Genomic DNA, 18,992 nt, shown 5'->3' with positions numbered 1-18,992 from the left:
TCATGGATAAAAACGTTCTCCGGCGGATCAAACTCAGGGACCGCCTCGCCCGCTACGTCATCACCGTCGGCGGCCTGGCGATCATCGCCAGCGTCATCCTGATCCTGCTGCTGATCGGCAACGTCACCATCCCCCTCTTCAAGTCCCCGGCGGCGGTCCCCCTGGCGGATCTTTCCCTGGCCGACCCCGCGCCTTCCGGAAACATTCTCGCCGTGGATCTCGACGAGTATCTGGAAACCGCCGTAGCGCTCGACGCCGACGGCTTTTTCCGCTTCTCCTCCCTGCCCGGTGGCGAGGCCGGAGAAAGACTGCCCCTGACGCCGCCGAGCGACGAGGCGGCCCACCCGTTGAGGGCTCGGGTCGAAGCGCCCCTGACCTTCTCCACCCTCTGGAGCGACGGCACCCTGACCATCGATCAGGTCCGCTTCACCGCCCACTTTGACGCCGAAGGGCGGCGCTCCTTCGTCCGTCAGGTTCAGCGCCAGGCGGAATTCCCTCCCCCTGAAGAAGGATTTCCCAGCCAGTCCCTGGCCCGGATGACGGATGCCGGCCGAGTCCGTGTCGACCTCTTCGCCGACAACCGGCTCAAAGTCACCCAGGAAACAGTCAGCACCGATTTCTTGGGCAATGAAACGCGCAGCGCGGCGAGCTATTTTTTGACCGATACGGACGAGCCGATCACCGCCCTGGTTCTCGACCACCCGGGCACGGCCCTCTACGCCGGCACCGGCCGGGGCAGCCTGCTGCACTGGGAACTGGGCGAGGACGCCCCGCCGAGGTTGCGGAATCACGTCAGCGCCCGCAACGACGGCGCCGCCGTGACCGCCCTGGCTCTGGTTTTCGGCGACATTTCCCTGGCCGTGGGGGACGAGAAGGGCCATCTCTCGACCTGGTTTCCGGTACGCCCGGCCGACGGCGGGGAGCCGCTCCTGACCCGCATTCACCGGCTGACCCGCCACGACCAGGCGATTCGGGACATCCTGCCCTCCTGGCGGGACAAATCCCTGGCCAGCTTCGACGCCGACGGCAGCATCCATCTCGACCACATGACCAGCGAACGCCATCTGCTGCGCATCGAGACCGAGGCGCCGCTGACCCAGGTGGCCCTCGCCGCCCGCGGCAACGGCCTGCTGGCCCTGGATGAAAATCGCCGCCTGCAACTCTGGGGCGTGGACAATCCCCATCCGGAAATCAGCTGGCGCACCCTCTTCGGCAAGGTCTGGTACGAAAGCTACGACGAGCCCGCCCACGTCTGGCAATCCTCGGCCGCCAACGACGATTTCGAGCCGAAACTGAGCCTGACTCCGCTGATCTTCGGCACAATGAAGGGCACCTTCTACGCCATGCTCTTCGCTGTTCCCATCGCCCTGTACGGCGCCATCTACATCAGCCAGTTCGGCAGTCCCCGGCTGCGCCAGTGGATCAAACCGGCGGTGGAGGTCATGGCGGCGGTCCCCTCGGTGGTCATCGGTTTTCTCGCTGCCCTGTGGTTCGCGCCGAAACTGGAAAAAGCCGTCCCGGCCCTCTTTCTCAGCGTCATCTTCATCCCCCTGGCCCTGGCCCTGGGCATTCTGCTCTGGCAATGGCTGCGCCGCTTCCAACCCCTGAAACGGGTGGAGCGGGGCTACGAGTTCCTGGCGGTGGCGCCGGTGCTGCTGTTGGCCATCGCCGCCGCCGTGATCCTGGGACCGCTGGTCGAAGGCTGGTTTTTCGACGGCAACTTCAAGCTCTGGCTCTTCAACGAAACCGGCCAGCGCTACGACCCGCGCAACAGCATCGTCATCGCCTTCGCCCTCGGCTTCGCCGTCATCCCCATCATTTTCACCATCGCCGAGGACTCCCTCTCCAACATCCCGCCGAGCCTGCGCGCCGCCTCCCTGGCCTTGGGCGCGAGCCGTTGGCAGACGGTCTGGCGGGTGATCCTCCCCTCGGCCTCGCCGGGGATCTTCGCCGCCATCATGATCGGCCTGGGGCGGGCCATCGGCGAAACGATGATCGTGCTCATGGCCACCGGCAACACCCCGATCATCGATCTGAGCATGTTCAACGGCATGCGCCCGCTGTCGTCCAACATCGCCGTGGAAATCCCCGAGGCGCCCCATGGCGGGTCCCTCTATCGGGTGCTCTTCCTCTCGGCGGTCATCCTCTTCGTGCTCACCTTCTGCCTCAACACCGTGGCCGAAGTGGTGCGCCAGCGCCTGCGCAAGAAGTACGGACGGTTTTAGCTGACGGATGGCCCCTGCATTTGAAACCCGTCACCCTTTACGAGTGACGAGCGACAAGCAACACTTACGGGATTTAAATTTATGAAAAAATACTGGCGTGAAGGCGAACCGATGGTCTGGGCCACTGGCGCCGCCATGGCCCTGACCCTGATCATCGCCGCGACCCTGATCATCGTCATCCTGATCAACGGCCTCGGGGTCTTCTGGCCGAAAAACCTGACTCTGGCGACCTTGGATGACGGCAGCCGGGTATTGGGCGAGATCACCCAGCGCAAACTCGCCGCTTCCGGCGAGGGGATGCGCCTGCAGTTCAAGATCGGCAACCGCGATCTCTACGGCCTCGATTTCCGCTGGATCGACGAGGCGAACATCGTCAACCGGGAGGAACCGGCCGCCGCCCTGGTTCTGGAACGAAAGGAATACGGCAATTTTTACGGGATGTTGACGAGCGTCTCCGGGCCAAACCTGAGCGGCACCGACCTGCCGGCCCTGCAACGACTGCTGGAGCGGGTCGCGGAACAGAACGAAGGAGTGCGAAAACTGGACAAAGAAATGGCCGCACTGAACCGCGAGGTCGCTAAGCTTGAACAGCGCCGGCAGAAACTGGCTCACCAGGGGGCCGAAGAAAACGCGCAGGCGATCGCCGACATCGACCAGCGCCTGGGGCAACTCCGCGCCGGGTTCGAGCGGATCATGGCCGAGCAGGCCGCAGCCGCCGCCGAACTGCGCGACTACACGGCCACCTTTGTCGCCGCCGACGGCCAGGAGAAAACCCTTCAGGCCTCTGAAATCGTGCGCCATTATCCGCCCAACGCGCTGGGCGTCTGGGGCAAGAGCTTGGTCTATCTCGACAAGGTCAAAGAGCTCTTCGTCGGCGAGCCCCGCGAAGCGAACACCGAAGGAGGGCTTTTTCCAGCGATCTTCGGCACGGTCATGCTGATCTTCCTGATGAGCCTCTTCTCCTTTCCCCTGGGCGTGCTGGCCGCCGTCTATCTCAAGGAGTACGCCAAGGACGGCCCGCTGGTGCGCATGGTGCGCATCGCCGTCAACAACCTCGCCGGCATCCCCTCCATCGTCTACGGCATCTTCGGCCTCGGCTTCTTCGTCTACGGCCTCGGCTCGGGCCTCGACCAACTGCTCTTCCCCGAGCGCCTGCCGACGCCGACCTTCGGCACCGGCGGCATCCTCTGGGCGAGCCTGACCCTGGCTCTGCTCACCGTGCCGGTGGTCATCGTCGCCACCGAGGAAGCCCTCGGCGCCATCTCCGCCGGCATCCGTGAAGGCTCCCTCGCCCTCGGCTCGACCAAATTCCAGACGCTGGTGCGGATTCTGCTGCCGATGGCCTCCCCCGGCATCATGACCGGCCTGATTTTGGCCATGGCCCGCGCCGCCGGCGAAGTCGCGCCGCTGATGATCACCGGCGTGGTCAAGCTGGCGCCGACCCTGCCGTTGGACGGCACCTTTCCCTTTCTGCATCTGGACCGCAAGTTCATGCACCTGGGCTTCCACATCTACGACATCGCCTTCCAGTCGCCGAACGTCGAAGCGGCGCTGCCGATGGTCTACGTCACCACCTTGCTGCTGGTGCTGATCGTGCTGATGATGAGCAGCCTGGCCATCTACCTGCGCAACAAGATGAAGAAGCGCTACACCTACGGAACCTTCTAGAAAGCTTTCGCTTTCCGGACATTTTTCAAACGAGGTCGACTGTGGATCAAAACACCCGCGTTACCCCTGCCGCCGAGCCGGACGTTCCGGTCATCGACGTCAAGAAACTGAATTTTTACTACGGCAACTCCCAGGCCCTGTACAATCTCAACCTGACCTTCCCTCGCCGCCAGGTGACGGCGCTGATCGGTCCTTCCGGCTGCGGCAAGTCGACCTTTCTGCGCTGCCTCAACCGCATGAACGATCTGGTCGACGGCACCCGCGTCGAGGGAGAAATCCTCCTCGGCGGCACCGACATCAACGGCCCGGCCATGGACGTCATTGAACTGCGCCGCCGGGTCGGCATGGTCTTCCAGAAGTCCAACCCCTTCCCCAAATCGATCTACGAGAACGTCATCTACGGCCTGCGCATCGCCGGGGTCAAGGACAAGGCGGCCCTCGACGAGGCGGTGGAACGCAGCCTGAAAGGGGCGGCCCTATGGGACGAGGTCAAGGACCGCCTGCAGGAGTCGGCCCTCGGCATGTCCGGCGGCCAGCAGCAGCGCCTCTGCATCGCCCGCGCCATCGCCGTCAATCCCGAGGTCATCCTCATGGACGAGCCGTGCAGCGCCCTCGACCCCAAGTCGACGGCCCGGGTCGAGGAACTGATCGGCGAACTGCGCCAGGACTACACCATCATCATCGTCACCCACAACATGCAGCAGGCGGCGCGGGTCTCCGACCACACCGCCTTCCTCTACGAGGGGCTGCTGGTGGAACACGGCGCGACCAAAAAGATCTTCATGAAACCCAAGAACAAGCAGACCGAAGACTACATCACCGGCCGATTCGGCTAAGGGAGTTGAATTCATGACATTATTGATGCAGAAGGAACTCGACCGGCTCAAGACCCAGCTGCTGACCCTGTGCGCCGTCGTCGAGGAAGGGGTGGATCAGGCGATCCAGGCGCTCGACACCTTCGACGCGTCCCTGGCCAAACAGGTCATCGGCCGCGACGAAGAGATCAACCACATGGAGGTGGAGCTGGAGGAGGAATGCCTCAAGGTCCTGGCCCTGCACCAGCCGGTCGCCATCGACCTGCGCTACATCATCGCCGTGCTCAAGATCAACAACGATCTGGAGCGCATCGGCGACCTCGCCGCCAACATCGCCGACCAGTCCCTGGCCCTGGCCGCCGGCCCGCGCATCGCCCCCCCCTACGACTGCGCGGAGATGGCCCGCAAAGCCCGTAACATGCTGAAGATGAGCCTCGACAGCCTGGTCCGCCTCGATGTGCAGCTGGCGCGCAAGGTTCTGCGCCTGGACGACGACGTCGACCGGCAGCACAAGGAAAACTTCACCCTGATCAAGGAGCAGATCCGCCAACACCCGGAGCGGATCGATCCATTGAGCCACTACCTGACCATCTCCCGCCATCTGGAGCGGATCGCCGATCTGGCGACCAACATCGCCGAGGATGTCTACTACATGATCGAAGGGGAGATCGTCCGCCACACCAACACCTGGTGCACCTGGGCGCCGGACGGCGAATGACGACGGCACAACAAGGAAAGGCCAGGCCTCCGGAACATTCCGGAGGCCTGGCCGTTTTTCGGAAGAAGAGAAAAGAAAACCGGGGATGATTTCAGGCTGAGCAAAAATGCCCAGATGCAAGGCGCCCGAAATTCGAGGAGTGAGGCGTACCGATAGGTACGTCGCAGCGACGAGAATGAGGGCAACGCCGCAGATGGGCGTTTTTTCTCAACCTGACTTAGTAGCGCACCCGCGCCCGATAGGTCAGCGTCGTGCTCCCCTCGGCGGGCACCGGCACCGACCAGAGCGCCAGCCCCCAGGCCGCCTTTTCGTGGGGATGGCTCTCCTGGGCGATTTTCCAGTCCCCCGGCAAGGGTTCCGCCACCTTGACCGTCACCGCCTCGCTCTTGGCATTCTTCAGCACGATTTCGTAGGCACTCTCGAAGATGTAATTGTAACGGCCATCCCCTCCCAGTTTCTTGAAATCGGTCTGTTTTCTTTTGGCGGTGACGTCGAAGGCGTCGCCGAGTTTGAGGCGGATCGTTTCGTTTTTCGGCGTGTGATCGATGCGGTCCTCGCCGACAAACTGGGCATTGCCGCGACTGTCCTTCTGATAGACCCGGACGATCCCCTTGGGCAAGGGCATCCCCAGCCCGGCCTTTTCGCTGTTGACCAGTTCGAGAAAAACCCCGACCTTGAGCTGATCGCCGAGGCTGTCGAAACGGTCGCGGTAATAATAATCCCCCCCCTGCAGCAGGTACTCCCGCGCTACCGGCACCCCGGCGGCGCCGAGCAGGCTGACCTGCTTGGTCTGGTTGTCGGCCAAGGTGGTGGGGCGGTCGAGGCTGTAAAGATGGTATTCGAAAAGGCTCTCCTCCCGCATCGGCGCGCTGGCGGCGACCATCCCCTTCTCCATGGCAAAATCCCGGGCCATGGGCGTCACCTGACGCACCTGATTGACATCCCCCGCCACCAGTTGCAGGCGCGCCTGGCGGTAGGTCGCACCGCTGCGGTTGGTCAAGGTCACCCAGCCGGAAAGGTCGAGCCGCTCCCCCTTGGCGTCGAGCTGCGCCACGTAGTCGGCGGCCCAGGAGAGGCCCGAGGTCAGGTAGGACAGCTCGATCTGCTGCTCGCCCCCCTGGTCGCTGTGCAGCTGGGTGACCAGGGTCGGCCGGTCGCGCAGATTGGCGGGAACGTCGGGGTAGACCAGCCGCCCCGGCACCCCGGTCTCGATGCGGTCGCCGATTTTCAGCACCGGCCCCTCGACGGCGGCCAGCACCTCGGCCGTCTCGAAACTTTCCGCCCCGGTCTGAGGATGGGTTCGTACCACCTGGACCTTTTTCCCGACATATTTTTCCAGCAGCTTGCCCGGGGTGAGCAGATCGAAATCGAAATTCTGCTCGATCACCCGCAGCCCCTGGGGATCGGTCAGACTATGCAACAGGGCGGTTTCCGGACGCATGCCGGCGCTCACCTCGCGCAACGCCAGGTGGTTCTCCCCGGCGTTCAAGGTCACCTGACGCTGATCACGGATCAGGGCAAGATTATCGTTGTAGATAGTGACCGCCACTTCCTGCTGGTCGGCCAACGTGCTGCGCTGCTCTTCCACCTCCGCCCGAAGCGGCAGGGGGGACAAAAGAGCGAGGCAGAGTAACGATAAGAGGATACGAGACATGGGACCTCCTTTGAAGAAAGAGAGAAGGCACAACACAGTGAAGTGATGAACTGGGAACAGGCCTTTTGGGGTTGGATGCGAGCACCGTTTCTAAAATGCGAGCGGATACGAGCGCCGCACGTATTTATTGACACTGGCGCTCATAGCGAGTCCCCTTCCCCTGACCAATCGGCTTGATCATGCCGGCTTCCACCAGCCTTTTAAAAAGGCGAGTCGCCTGGAACGGGCTGATACGGCACAGGTCGGCGGCGTCAGAACGCTTTATATTCCCATGTTTATCAATATAGTTCAGAACCATCTGTTCTTGTTGAATCGGGGCAAACCCTGCTTGACGTATATATTCCGCCTTTTTGCCCGCATGCTGATAGTGAGCCGCGCTCAGGGTGTAAGTGCGACCTCGGCCGGTTCCGTGCGGCTCAAGAAAACCGGTCTCGACGAGTTTTTCCAGCGCCGCCCTGACATTGGCCTCGGACTTCTGCACGGAAGGCACCAAATCGGCGGTCGTCAACCGACGTTCCTCCCTCAGCCGAGAGAGGATAATGAGAGAGTCGATCGGCATGGTACCCAACTTGTCCTCCTGCTCAACGACCATCCTCAGAAAATCGAGATCGGCGGCGGCATTGGCAAGCAGAACACTGACGGTAAAGGCGTCGGAGAGGGAATAATCGGGCGCCGGGCGCCCATAACGCAACATGCCTTCGTAAATACGGTCAATGCCACGACCGGTCCGCTCGGCCAAGCCGATGCGCTTGATGACATCGGCCAGCAGTGGATTGCGGGAGCGGGGGGCGGCGACAAGCAGGTTTTCGAGGGTCACCCCTTCGACAAATCCCCCCGGATTCGAGACGGATAACCCGTCATCGCTGATTTTTACATGCACCGCGCCCAGTCGGCTGAAATCGCGATGCACCAAGGCATTGACAAAGGCCTCACGAAAGGCGCGGCGGTCGTAATTCGGAACCGGCACCCGAAAGAGCCCCACTTGGATCTCTTCTTCCTCTACCCTGGCCTTGAAAAGCAGTTCCACCTCCTCAAAGGTTTCGAGCAGCGGTTTGCGGAAAAACCTTTAGGTCACTTTTGAACTCCAGCGTCAGGCTTTCGCCCTTTCCGATCAGTTCAGCAATTTCTTTGTTGCTCATCGGTTGACTAACCTTCCGGAACAATGCAGAGCGATTGCCGCGATATCAAATTCGCTAACGGGCAAGGAGACAAGGTGCCCCCCGAACAAAAACGACCGCTGCGAAAGATCGATAACCGAAGATAATCCGCTGCGATGGGAAGCACAACCATAAACTGGAAACCTTTCCCACCCCGGGCGAAACGACAAAAAGCTGTTATAAATTTAGCTCAGGCCGCCGCGCGGCGCCATCCCATCCATCCCCTAAAATGACCAAGACCCGGCAAGGAGGCTGACCATGAGCGTTTATCGACGGGGTAGCAAAGGCCCGGAAGTTCGGCGTATTCAGGAAAAACTCAAGGAGCTCGGCTTATATCTCGGTGATCTCGACGGCATCTTCGGCGGCGGCAGCGAGGCGGCAGTGAAGCGCTTCCAGAAGAGCCGGGGAATCGCCGCGGACGGCATCGTCGGCGCTAAAAGCTGGAGTGCCCTTTTCAGCGAAGCGGACCTGCCGAAGCCGGCGATTACCTGTGAGAGCCTCAATTACCGCTGCCTGGCCCTGACCGGCTCTTTCGAGACGGGGCGGCCGGTGCCCGACTGTTTCGCCGGCATCACCGGCGACTTCGACGGTCAGGGCCTGAGCTTCGGCGCCCTGCAATGGAACCTCGGCCAGGGATCCCTGCAACCCCTGTTCAAGGAGATGGCCCAGGAACATCCGGCCCTGCTCGAGGAGCTGTGCCAGGATTACTATCCCGAACTCCAGGCGGTTTTCACCTCGGGCAAGGATGAGCAGCTGGCCTGGGTGCGCTCGATCCAGGACCAGCGCCGCTATGTCCTCGCCGAACCCTGGCGCGGACTGCTCAAAAGCCTGGGCCGGATCAAGGAATTCCAGGACATCCAGGTGCGCCACGCCGACCGCCTCTTCGCCCAGGCCCAGGAGCTTTGCCAACAGTACGGCCTCTGGTCGCAGCGGGCGACGGCGTTGATGTTCGACATCAAAGTCCAGAACGGCAGCATCTCGTCCCTGGTCAAATCGCAGATTTTCAGCGACTTCGCCCGCCTCGGCACAGTGCTGGAGGGGGAAGCGCTGGAGGCGGCGCGGCTGGAGATCATCGCCAACCGCCGGGCCGAGGCGAGCAATCCCCGCTGGATCGAGGATGTGCGCAAACGCAAGTTGGCCATCGCCCGGGGCGAGGGAACGGTGCACGGCCATTACGTCCATCTCGCGGATCAGTTCGGCATCCAGCTGGCTCCCTGCTGACGGAATCCCGTAAAACCCCAAATGATGAAGGAGATAGTCCATGCAGAATCTGCGCATCCCCGGACAACGGGAATCCCGGGTCGCCCCCCATGAACTGGAAGGCAAACGGGCCGGCGGCCTGCTGACGGTAAAAGCGGTCGACGCCTTTCGTCTCGACCTGACCCGAGCCGCCGTCGGCGAAGGCGTGACTCTCAAGGGTCTGGCCGACGACGCCCTGATGGAGTTGGAACTCGAAGGGGGGCTGCGCCTCTGGACAACGGCGGCGCAGCTGCGCGAGGACCTGCCGCCCCAAGCGGAGCGGGGAGAGGAGGAGCTGCTGTTGCCGACGGAGCTCCCCTTCGGCACGCCGAGCCGGGGCTTCGGCCGCTGGGCGCTGAAAGCGCTGCGCATCTTCCACGTCGAACTGGCGGAGGAAGCCGCCGTCGCCATCGCCGCCCGGCTCGAAGACCAGCTGCAGCCGGGGCCGGGGCTCTATCGCTGCCCCTTTGCCGACCGCTGCGAACTGCGTCCCCTGGCTTCCGGCGAAGCCCCCTTCGCCAATGACGCGCCGGCCCTGCTCTTTCTGCACGGCACCGCGTCGAGCACCGACGGCAGTTTCGGCGGCCTCTGGGAACGGCCGCAGCTGCCGGTGCTCAAAGCCCTGAACGACTACTATCGCGGCAATCTCTTCGCCTATCAGCACCGCACCCTCAGCCAAAGTCCCGTCGAAAACGCCCTGGAACTCGTGCGCCTGCTGCCGAAGGGGGCGCGGCTGCATCTGGTCAGCCATTCCCGGGGCGGACTGATCGGCGAGCTCCTCTGCCGGGGCGCCCTGGCCGGGGGGCGACTGCCCTTCGACGACGAGGATCTCGCCCGCTTCGCCCAGCCGGAACGGGCGCGGGATCACGCCGCCCTGCGGGAACTGGGGCAACTGCTCAAAAGCAAGGGGCTGCGGGTCGAGCGCTTCGTGCGCGTCGCCTGTCCGGCGCGGGGGACGACCCTGGCGTCGAAACGTCTCGACCGCTACCTGTCGATCATCTTGAACGCCCTCGGCCTGGTTCCGGCCTTGAAAGCCAGCGCCATCTACGACCTGACCAGCGATTTTCTGCTGGCCATGGTCAAGACCCGCACCCAGCCGGAGGAACTGCCGGGACTGGAAGGGATGATGCCCGAGTCGCCGCTGGTGGCGGTGCTCAACCGCCCCGGGGTCAAGTCCGAGGCCGACCTTTCGGTGATCGCCGGAGATCTGGAAGGCTCGGGATTGTGGGGGCGGCTGAAGGAACTGGCCACCAATCTCTTTTACCGCGAGGATCACGATCTGGTGGTCAACACCAGCGCCATGTACGGTGGCGCGGCACGGACGCAGGGCGCCCGCTATCTGTTCGATCAGGGGCCGGCCGTCAACCATTTCAACTATTTCCGCAACGAGCGCAGCACCCTGGGGCTGAAGGCGGTACTGACCGGCGAGCCGGGCGGCGACTTCCTGCCCCTGGAACCGCCCCGCGAGATCACCCGCGCCGTCTATCGCGGCGCGGCGACGGAGCCGCGCCCGGTGGTGGTGGTCATCCCCGGCATCATGGGCAGTCATCTGGCGGTGGACGGCGACCGGATCTGGCTCGACCCGCTTGATATCGCCGCCGGCGGCTTCCGCAAGCTGGCCATCGGCGCTTCCGGAGTGGTGGCCGAGGCGCCGGTGGGCATGGCCTATCTCGACCTCATCGAGTATCTGCAGGCCTCCCACGAGGTCATCCCCTTCCCCTTCGACTGGCGCCGCTCGATCCTTCAGGAAGCCCGTCGCCTGGCCGACGCGGTCGCCGCCGCCCTCGACCGAGCCGAAACCCAGAACCAGCCGGTGCGACTCCTCGCCCATTCCATGGGCGGGCTGGTGGCGCGGGTGCTGATCGCCGAGCGGCCGGAGCTCTGGGAGCGCCTGACCCGCCACCCCGGCGGCCGCTTGATCATGCTCGGCACCCCCAACGGCGGCTCCTACGTCATCCCCCGACTGCTCCTCGGCCGGGAGAAGATCGTTCGCCAACTGGCGCTTCTCGATTTCCGCCATTCGCAGAAGGAGTTGCTGAAGATTATCGCCGCCTTCCCCGGGGTGCTGGAAATGCTGCCGGCGACGGCGGAGCGGGATTTCTTCGCCCGGGAAACCTGGCAGGAGCTGCGCGCCGTCGACAACGAGGGCTGGGTGCCGCCCGACGCCGCCGCCCTGGCCGCCGCCCGCGCCTGTCGCGAACTCCTCGACAAGAGTCCGACCGATCCCCGGCGCATGCTCTACGTCGCCGGTCAGGCCCCGGCCACGCCGGTGGGGCTGCGCCTCGACGGCCAGGAGGGGAAGGGGAAAATCACCATCCTCGCCAGCGCCCGGGGGGACGGCCGGGTGCCCTGGGCGACGGGAATTCCGGCGGGCCTGCCGGTCTGGTATCTGCCCGCCGAGCACGGCAATCTGGCCGATCACGCCCCCTCCTTCCCAGCCCTGCTCGAACTGCTGCAAAGCGGCCACACCGGGCGCCTGCCGCAGACGCCGCCGGTCACCCTGCGCGGCGCCGAGGAACGCTTCGTCCTCCCCGACGAGGAACTGACGATCCATCCCGACAGCCAGGAACTCATCGCCGCCGCCCTCGGCGCCCTGCGCCATAAACCGCAAAAAACCGAGAGCCACCGCATCCGCGTCACCGCTCGGCACGGCAACCTGCGTTACGCCCGCCATCCGGTGGCGGTCGGCCATTATCAGGGGGATACCATCATCAGCGCCGAGGATTATCTCGACCGGGTGCTCGACGGCCGCCTGCGCGCCCGCCATCGCCTCGGCCTCTATCCGGGCCCGGCGGAGACCGCCGAGGTCTTCCTCAACCCCGGCGGCAAACCCGGCGGAGCGATCGTCGTCGGCCTCGGCAAGGCCGGCGAGCTCAGTTCCGGCAAGCTCACCGCCTGTTTCGCCAAGGCGGCGTTGATGTACGCCGCCGCCCTCGCCGACTGCGCCGGCATGGAAGGGAATGCGGACCCCAAAGGACGCCGCTCGGCGACCCTGACCACCCTGCTCATCGGCACCGGTGCCGGCGGCCTGAGCGTCCAGGATTCGGTAGCGGCGATCCTGCGCGGCCTGGCCCAGGCCAATCGGGTGCTGGTCGAATCCCGCTACGCCAACCGGGTGCTCATCGACGAGCTGGAATTCATCGAGCTCTACGAGGATCTCGCCATCCAAACCGCCCGCGCCATCGCCCAAGCCGTCACCGAACCGGACCTGGACGACCAGTTCACCGTCGAGGAGCGCATCGGCACGGTCCCTGGCGGGCGACGGCGGCCGACTTTCTCCGAAACCCCAGGCTGGTGGCGACGTTTGCAGATCCTCGCCGAAGCCGACGGCGCCCTGCGCTTCAACACCCTCACCGACCGCGCCCGCGCCGAAGTCTCCCTGCAAGCGACCCAGCGCGCCTTGGTCGACCGCTTCGTCGAGCAGGCCATCACCCGCACCGGCAGCGACCGGCAGCTGTCGACCACCCTCTTCGAACTGCTCATCCCCAACCGCCTCAAGGAGCAGACGCCGGACCGGCAGAATCTGGTGCTGGTGCTGAACGAGGCCGCCGCCCGCTATCCCTGGGAACTCATGCAGGATCGCGATCGTCCCCTGGCGGTCGAAGCCGGCATCATCCGCCAGCTGGAAACGGAGAGCTACCGGGAAAATCCCAACATGAGCACGGGCAAGATCGCCCTGGTGGTCGGCGACCCGCCCAGCGACCAGGTCGAACTCCCCGGCGCCCAGCAGGAAGCGAAGGCGGTGGTGGAAACCCTGGCCGCCCAGGAATTCAAGGTCATCGCCCGCATCGGCAAGGAGGCGGACCCCGACAGCGTCATCAAGGCGCTCTTCGCCGAGGGCTACCGGGTGGTGCATCTGGCCGGGCACGGCGTCTACGACTATCCCGTGCCCTCTACCATCCCCGGCGCCGGCGGCGGCCGGGTCTCGGGCATGGTCCTCGGCCCCGGTCTCTTCCTGACCCCCACCGAGGTCGGGCAGATGCGTCAGGTGCCGGAGCTGGTCTTCATCAACTGCTGCCATCTGGGACGGATTGAAGAGGGGAAGGCCCCGGACTTCACCTTCGCCCACCCACATAAGCTGGCGGCCAACCTCGCTACCCAGCTCATCCGCATGGGCGTGCGGGCGGTGGTGGCGGCGGGCTGGGCGGTGGATGACGCCGCCGCCGCCCTCTTCGCCCGGGAGTTCTATCAGCGCATGCTCGCCGGCTGTATGTTCGGCCGCGCCGTCCTCGCCGCCCGGCGGCGGATCTACGAGGAATATCCGGCGGTCAACAGCTGGGGCGCCTATCAGTGCTACGGCGACCCCGACTACACCCTGGTCCCCCGGGAAGGGCTGATCGAGACGGAAACCCGCGTCGGCACCTATCACGCCGTGGCCGAAGTCATCAGCGATCTGGAAAACCTCGCCGGCGATGCCTACGCGGCGGCGCCGGAGGCCGTCGCCGGGCTGAAGGCGCGGGTGCGCGCCATCGAGGAACGGCTCTCCGCCCCCTGGTTGTCGATGGCGGCGGTGCGCTCCGCCCTGGGCCGGGCCTACGGTCAGCTCGACGACTTCGCGGCGGCGATCGGCCATTACCAGGCGGCGCTGAGCGCCGACCCGGCGGAGCTCTCGGTGAAAGCCGTCGAGCAGCTGGCCAATCTGCAGATTCGCTGGGGGGCGAGCCTCGCCGGCGATTCCGGCAAAGGGGGAACTGCCGCGGCGGCGGAAGCGATCCGCGACGGACGGCGTCGGCTGGAACTGCTGCTGCAACTCGGCATCACCGGCGAGCGCCTGAGTCTCATGGGCAGCGCCTGCAAGCGCCTGGCCATGCTCGCCGAGGGGGCGGAACGGGACGAGGCGCTGGCGGCGATGATCGACTACTACCGCCAGGCCCACGAACTTGCGCGGCAGAAGACCGGCGCCGTCGACCCCTATCCCCTGCTCAACTGGCTGGTCGGCCTGCATCTCGCCGACCTGCGCAAGAAGTCCCGCAAGGCCCGCGCCCCCCTGGGCACCTGGTTGAAGGAGGTGGAACAGATCGCCGACGAACGGGACGACCGCGAACCCGATTTCTGGAACGGCATCGTCCGCACCGAATGCCTGCTCACCCGCCATCTCGCCGCCGGCGATCTCGCCGCCCATCGCGAGGCCGTCGCCGAGGGCTATCTCCGCGTCTTCCGGCGCGGCGCCACCCCCAAGGAACTGCGTTCGGTGATCGAGCATGTCGATTTCATCATCGCCCTCCTCGACGGCGAGGCCCAGGCCGAGACCCGCCGGGCGCTGCTGGAGCTGCGGGACAAGCTCAAGCTCTCTCTGGGCTGAAAAGGAGGCGACGATGGCGCACATCCAGGTCTTATGGCTGTCGGCCGGGGAACAAGCGGTGGGGGAGGAAATCCTCCGCCGCCTGCGACAACGCCTGGGGGAGGATCAGGTCGACGACGGCGGGGAACCGCCGCCGGGAGCGGAGGGCTGGCTGCTGCTGGTCATCGGCCCGGAGGGGGCGCGAGCTCTGGGCGAGCCGATGACGCCGAAGATCCGGCGGCTGGCCGAGGTCCTGCATCGAGGGACGCGCGTGCTGCCGTTACTGGTCGACGGCGCGGTTCTGCCGGAGGCCGGACAACTGCCCGAGGAACTGCGGGAGCTGACCCGGCACGGCGTGCTGGAGTTGACGGAAGAACACTGGGAGACGGATCTTAAACGGCTCTTCGCCCGGCTGCTCGGGCCGGTCTGCGGCGGCGGCCCGCCGCCCAAGAAGCGCTCCAAATTCCTGGCGCGCTTTCGAGCTCCGGCCCGGCCGTCCGCCCGGGAACGGCCGAAAATGGCCGACGCCGATGAAGAGGCCATGGCCGCCCCTCCCTCCGTAGACGAGCCGGCGTGCGCGCCGCCAAGCGCGGACGAGGAAGGGCCGGAGCTGTGGACGGGTTCGGCGCCACTGGCGACGGCCGCTCCTGAAAAGAGCGAGCCGGAGGAAGTCCGGCTCGGCGCGGCGGCGCCGACGGCGGTCAGGCCGGGGAGCGAATTCACCGCCTCTTTCACCGCCTATGTTCCGGAACAGGAAGAAGAGGTGCGCCGTCTGTTGGCGAAAAGCAGCCCGCGCGGCGAAACCCACCTGGGGCTGGCGAGTTGCCGCTGGCTTCAGGGCACCCGGGTCGTGGTGCGCCTGCGCGGTCGCGGCCTGAGCATCGATCCGCCGGAGCAGGAGTTCGTCTGGCGGGGCGGCCGCAACCTCGTCCCCTTTGATGTGGAAGTCCCCAAGGAGGCTTTGGAGGAGACCGTCGTCCTCAAATTCGACGTCCTCATCGAAGAGACGGTGGTGGCCCGGCTGCGTCTCGACCTGGAAATCGGCGCCACGGCCAAAGCCGAGATTCGTCGTACTCCGGCGGTGACGCCGGCGCGTACCGCCTTCGCCTCCTATTCCTCCCGCGACCGCTCCCGGGTCCTCGACCGGGTCGACGCCCTGACCAGACATGCCGGGCTCGAATTTTTCCTCGACTGCATTGACCTGCACCAGGGGGAAGCATGGAAACCCGCCCTGGCCGAGGCGATCCACCGGCAGGAACTCTTCATGCTCTTCTGGTCCCGGCACAGCGCCGCCTCCCCCTGGGTCGGCTGGGAACTGGAAACGGCCAAACAGGCGAAAACTAAGGATTTCATCCAGATCCAGGCCCTGCAACCGGACCTGCCGCCACCCACGGGCTTCGCAGCCATCCACGGCAGCAGCGTCTATCTCTGGGTACGGGAAGGAAACGAAGCCGTGCGCAACCGGCCGCCCACGGCCTGAACGGAAGCTTTAACGACGGGTTGGGAGAGGGAGAAGAAGAGTTAGGGGGATGAGGTGACCGTCATTTACATTTCATGTTGGATACTTTGACCATCTTGTCAACTTGGAAGCCTGACCCGGAACGCCTGTGCAGGCCGGATCAACCACCAGCTGTAACTCTTTATCTTTACTTGATCTCTCGCAGTATCGATGGTTAACTGAAAGCATCTGTTTCAAACCGAATACAAAGAATCCTATCGGCAACCCGTTCATTCCGCAGGAGCAAAAAGAACCATGCCTTTAACCCAAAGCGACCTGCAAACCGCCCGGGAACTGAAAGAGCGCCTGGCCCGCCTGGCTCCGCTGCTCGACTTTCGGGTCTTCGGCTCGCGCGCCCGGGGAGACGCGGGCAGCGACTCGGACATGGACGTTTTTGTTGAATTCGAGGTGGTCGACAAGGCTCTTGAAGCGCGGATTTCCGAGGTGGCCTGGGAGATCGGCTTCCAGCGCGAGGTGGTGATTGCCCCGCTGGTGTTCAGCCGTTACGAGGTGGAAAAATCACCCTTACGCGCTTCTCCCGTCCTCAAGGCTATTGCCGAGGAAGGACTCCGGATATGACCGACCGGGAAACCTTATTTCGTTACCGCCTCGGTCAGGCGGAAGAGACGCTGCTCGAAGCCGAGAAAATGCTGGCCGATGGTTACTCCAGCCGCACCCTCGTCAACCGGGCCTATTACGCCATGTTTTACACCGCCCTCGCCCTCTTTCTTGGTCTTGAAATCGACTGCAAAACCTCCAAACATGCCGGAGTGATTTCCGTTTTCGATCGCGAGGTGATCAAGTCCGGGCGAATGGACACCCGTTTTTCCCGCCTATTGCACCAACTCTTCACGTTGCGGCAGACGGCCGACTATCGGGAACTGGTCGAAATCGATGCTGCCGACGCCGCCAATGCGGTCAAATCCGCCCGGGAATTTTTCGAAGCGGCCACGGATATTGTCGGCAGAGAAAAGTAGATCGGGTTAGCCCCACAGGGCTAACCCGACGTTTTTAAACGCCGCCAACCGCCCTTTGTCTGGTTGAGATTTTCCAATCAAACCTACACATCTGCCACCGTTGTTCGCCCTCCCCCATGCCCCTCTCCTGCGGGGAGAGAGGTTGAAAAGACAAGTTAGCGGAAAATTTGGCAGACGGATGAAAACGCCCGCATGCGGTCAAGGCCTCAAACGGCCGTTTTTCTTCAGTCGGCATCCGTTTCGGCGGTGGGCAGGCGCAGCAGGTAGAGGGTGACGCCGAATTTGAGGGGGTGCACCCCCTCCTCGAAGGGGAAGTCCTCGTCATCGAAGGGGGCGGGGACGATCTGTTCGAAGAGCGAGGCGATCCACCGGCTGGAACTCTTCATGCGTAAGCGTCAACCGTAGCCATCTTGTTGAGCCTGCAGGCGTCGGCTAAGCTGGCCTCCATGGTATTTCTCCCAAGGAGGTTGTCCGATGCCGGACCTGAAGCAGGAATGGACAGATAAAATTACCGCTTGGCGGGAGAGCGGCCAGAGCATCGCCGCCTGGTGCCGGCAGCATGAAGAAAGCTACTATCGCTTCATCTACTGGCGCAAGCGCCTGGAGCCGAAACAGGAAAAGGCAGGTCGCTTTGTCGAGCTGACCCTCGGGACTTCGTCACTGCTTCTTTCCTGCAACGGCATGACCCTGCATATCGAGCGCGGCTTCGATCGTGAGCTGCTGCGGGATGTGCTGTCGGTTTTGCGAGCGGTGTGACGGGTGCATCCCACGGGCTGTCAGCCGATTCTGTTGTACGACCAGGCGGTCGACATGCGCAAGAGCTTCGAAGGGCTGAGCGCCCTGGTCGAGGCCGCTTTCCCCGGAAAGCTTCTGACCGGCTCGCTGTTTCTGTTTCTCAACCGCCGCCGGAATCTGATCAAGATCCTGGCCTGGGAGGGCGACGGGTTCGCCATCTGGTACAAGCGGCTGGAGCAGGGCACTTTTCCGGATTGTTTTCCCGGCCGCCGGGAGCTGACCCGACAGCAGTTTGTCCTGCTTTTGGAAGGGATTGTGCCGAAGCGCTTAAGCCGGCGTTTTTCCTTATAAGGTGGGCGCTTTTGGCTTCGAAAACAGGGGCAAACATGCTATATTTCCGGCATGTTAACCTCGTCAAAGCCCACAGCTGATCTGCAGGATCTGGTTCGCCGGCAGGCGCAATTGATCGAGCAGCAAAGCGCGCAGATTGCCCTGCTGCAAGAGCAGTTATCCTGGTTGAAGAAGCAGCTGTTTGGCGCCAAAAGTGAGCGGATCGTCGCCGATCTCGGGCAGCAGAGTCTGCCCTTCGCCGAAGCCGAGGTGGCGGCAGATCCCGTTGCCGCAGCGACGGAGGAGATCCGCTACCAGCGGCACAAATCCGCTAAGAACCGGGGCAACGACACGATCTCCTATCCCGACGATCTGCCCGTCGAGCGCCGGCTTCTCGATTTGCCCGAAGACGAGAAGATCTGTGCGGAGACGGGCGAACCGCTGGTTCGCATCGGCGAGGAGATTACCCGCAAGCTGGCCCGCAAGGCAGAGCAGTTCTTTGTCATCGAATATGTCCGCCCCAAGTACGCCTCCCGCAAAGACCCCGATCAGGGGATCCTGACGGCGGCGCTGCCCGACAGCGTCATCGCTCGTTGTCCGGCGGATGAAAGTCTGCTGGCCTCGATTTTAACGGCCAAGTACGCCGATCACTTGCCGCTCTACCGGCAGGCGCAGATGCTGCGACGCAGCGATGT

The 18,992-nt window shown here is 64.1% G+C and carries 14 protein-coding genes and 1 pseudogene; 12 read left to right on the top strand and 3 right to left on the bottom strand.

Features of this window, described 5'->3' with window-relative positions:
- Positions 1-2: 2 nt before the first annotated feature.
- From BQ4888_RS06640 to phoU, 4 genes are all read left to right on the top strand, one after another.
- On the top strand, positions 3-2,225 hold the full coding sequence (locus BQ4888_RS06640; RefSeq protein WP_092055383.1) for an ABC transporter permease subunit: 2,223 nt from the start codon (positions 3-5) through the stop codon (positions 2,223-2,225).
- A gap of 81 nt (positions 2,226-2,306) precedes the next feature.
- Positions 2,307-3,893, top strand: a complete 1,587-nt coding sequence (gene pstA, locus BQ4888_RS06635; protein ID WP_092055380.1) for a phosphate ABC transporter permease PstA — start codon at positions 2,307-2,309, stop codon at positions 3,891-3,893.
- Between the two features lie 41 nt (positions 3,894-3,934).
- Positions 3,935-4,729, top strand: a complete 795-nt coding sequence (pstB, locus tag BQ4888_RS06630) for a phosphate ABC transporter ATP-binding protein PstB (RefSeq protein ID WP_240746300.1) — start codon at positions 3,935-3,937, stop codon at positions 4,727-4,729.
- A 13-nt stretch (positions 4,730-4,742) separates the two neighbouring features.
- Positions 4,743-5,426, top strand: coding sequence for a phosphate signaling complex protein PhoU (gene phoU / locus BQ4888_RS06625; RefSeq protein WP_092055374.1), 684 nt, complete (start codon positions 4,743-4,745; stop codon positions 5,424-5,426).
- A 217-nt stretch (positions 5,427-5,643) separates the two neighbouring features.
- Here the strand turns inward: phoU and BQ4888_RS06620 are convergent, their stop codons facing one another.
- Positions 5,644-7,080, bottom strand: a complete 1,437-nt coding sequence (locus BQ4888_RS06620) for a DUF4139 domain-containing protein (RefSeq protein WP_092055370.1) — start codon at positions 7,078-7,080, stop codon at positions 5,644-5,646.
- 124 nt (positions 7,081-7,204) lie between these two features.
- Positions 7,205-8,143 (bottom strand): annotated as a pseudogene (locus tag BQ4888_RS06615) (DNA glycosylase AlkZ-like family protein); the annotation flags it as partial.
- A 352-nt stretch (positions 8,144-8,495) separates the two neighbouring features.
- On the opposite strand from BQ4888_RS06615, the gene BQ4888_RS06610 reads away from it, so the two are divergent.
- The 5 genes from BQ4888_RS06610 (at position 8,496) to BQ4888_RS06590 (ending at position 17,232) form a co-directional block, all read left to right on the top strand.
- Complete coding sequence (locus BQ4888_RS06610; protein WP_092055363.1) at positions 8,496-9,458, top strand: peptidoglycan-binding domain-containing protein; 963 nt, start codon at positions 8,496-8,498, stop codon at positions 9,456-9,458.
- A gap of 40 nt (positions 9,459-9,498) precedes the next feature.
- A complete protein-coding gene (locus BQ4888_RS06605; protein ID WP_092055361.1) occupies positions 9,499-14,778 on the top strand; it encodes a DUF7379 domain-containing protein in 5,280 nt (1,759 codons plus the stop codon).
- A 13-nt stretch (positions 14,779-14,791) separates the two neighbouring features.
- Entirely contained in the window at positions 14,792-16,237 is a 1,446-nt protein-coding gene (locus tag BQ4888_RS06600; protein WP_170232778.1) for a toll/interleukin-1 receptor domain-containing protein, read from the top strand.
- A gap of 273 nt (positions 16,238-16,510) precedes the next feature.
- Positions 16,511-16,834 carry a nucleotidyltransferase domain-containing protein gene (locus BQ4888_RS06595; protein ID WP_092055356.1) on the top strand — a complete coding sequence of 108 codons (324 nt, stop codon included), beginning with the start codon at positions 16,511-16,513 and terminating at the stop codon, positions 16,832-16,834.
- Complete coding sequence (locus BQ4888_RS06590) at positions 16,831-17,232, top strand: HEPN domain-containing protein (protein ID WP_092055353.1); 402 nt, start codon at positions 16,831-16,833, stop codon at positions 17,230-17,232. The genes BQ4888_RS06595 and BQ4888_RS06590 overlap by 4 nt, the downstream gene beginning before the upstream one ends.
- A 224-nt stretch (positions 17,233-17,456) precedes the next feature.
- Here BQ4888_RS06590 and BQ4888_RS17515 read toward each other — a convergent pair whose 3' ends face one another.
- A complete protein-coding gene (locus tag BQ4888_RS17515) occupies positions 17,457-17,618 on the bottom strand; it encodes a hypothetical protein (RefSeq protein WP_170232777.1) in 162 nt (53 codons plus the stop codon).
- Between the two features lie 88 nt (positions 17,619-17,706).
- Here BQ4888_RS17515 and tnpA point away from each other — a divergent pair, with 88 nt between their 5' ends.
- From tnpA to BQ4888_RS06575, 3 genes are all read left to right on the top strand, one after another.
- On the top strand, positions 17,707-17,988 hold the full coding sequence (gene tnpA / locus BQ4888_RS06585) for an IS66 family insertion sequence element accessory protein TnpA (protein WP_092055349.1): 282 nt from the start codon (positions 17,707-17,709) through the stop codon (positions 17,986-17,988).
- A gap of 3 nt (positions 17,989-17,991) precedes the next feature.
- Complete coding sequence (gene tnpB, locus BQ4888_RS06580) at positions 17,992-18,318, top strand: IS66 family insertion sequence element accessory protein TnpB (RefSeq protein WP_140396610.1); 327 nt, start codon at positions 17,992-17,994, stop codon at positions 18,316-18,318.
- 111 nt (positions 18,319-18,429) lie between these two features.
- A partial coding sequence (locus BQ4888_RS06575; protein WP_170232776.1) for an IS66 family transposase occupies positions 18,430-18,992 on the top strand: 563 nt, incomplete at its 3' end.

Origin of the sequence: Desulfuromonas acetexigens (assembly GCF_900111775.1) — a bacterium.
GTDB lineage: Bacteria > Desulfobacterota > Desulfuromonadia > Desulfuromonadales > Trichloromonadaceae > Trichloromonas > Trichloromonas acetexigens.
This window is presented reverse-complemented; position numbering and strand designations above follow the sequence as displayed.

Coding starts and splice junctions, on each gene's coding strand:
- BQ4888_RS06640 (WP_092055383.1), top strand. CDS start 3: ATGGATAAAAACGTTCTCCGGCGGATCAAACTCAGGGACCGCCTCGCC.
- pstA (WP_092055380.1), top strand. CDS start 2,307: ATGAAAAAATACTGGCGTGAAGGCGAACCGATGGTCTGGGCCACTGGC.
- phoU (WP_092055374.1), top strand. CDS start 4,743: ATGACATTATTGATGCAGAAGGAACTCGACCGGCTCAAGACCCAGCTG.
- BQ4888_RS06620 (WP_092055370.1), bottom strand. CDS start 7,080: ATGTCTCGTATCCTCTTATCGTTACTCTGCCTCGCTCTTTTGTCCCCC.
- BQ4888_RS06610 (WP_092055363.1), top strand. CDS start 8,496: ATGAGCGTTTATCGACGGGGTAGCAAAGGCCCGGAAGTTCGGCGTATT.
- BQ4888_RS06605 (WP_092055361.1), top strand. CDS start 9,499: ATGCAGAATCTGCGCATCCCCGGACAACGGGAATCCCGGGTCGCCCCC.
- BQ4888_RS06600 (WP_170232778.1), top strand. CDS start 14,792: ATGGCGCACATCCAGGTCTTATGGCTGTCGGCCGGGGAACAAGCGGTG.
- BQ4888_RS06595 (WP_092055356.1), top strand. CDS start 16,511: ATGCCTTTAACCCAAAGCGACCTGCAAACCGCCCGGGAACTGAAAGAG.
- BQ4888_RS06590 (WP_092055353.1), top strand. CDS start 16,831: ATGACCGACCGGGAAACCTTATTTCGTTACCGCCTCGGTCAGGCGGAA.
- BQ4888_RS17515 (WP_170232777.1), bottom strand. CDS start 17,618: ATGAAGAGTTCCAGCCGGTGGATCGCCTCGCTCTTCGAACAGATCGTC.
- tnpA (WP_092055349.1), top strand. CDS start 17,707: ATGCCGGACCTGAAGCAGGAATGGACAGATAAAATTACCGCTTGGCGG.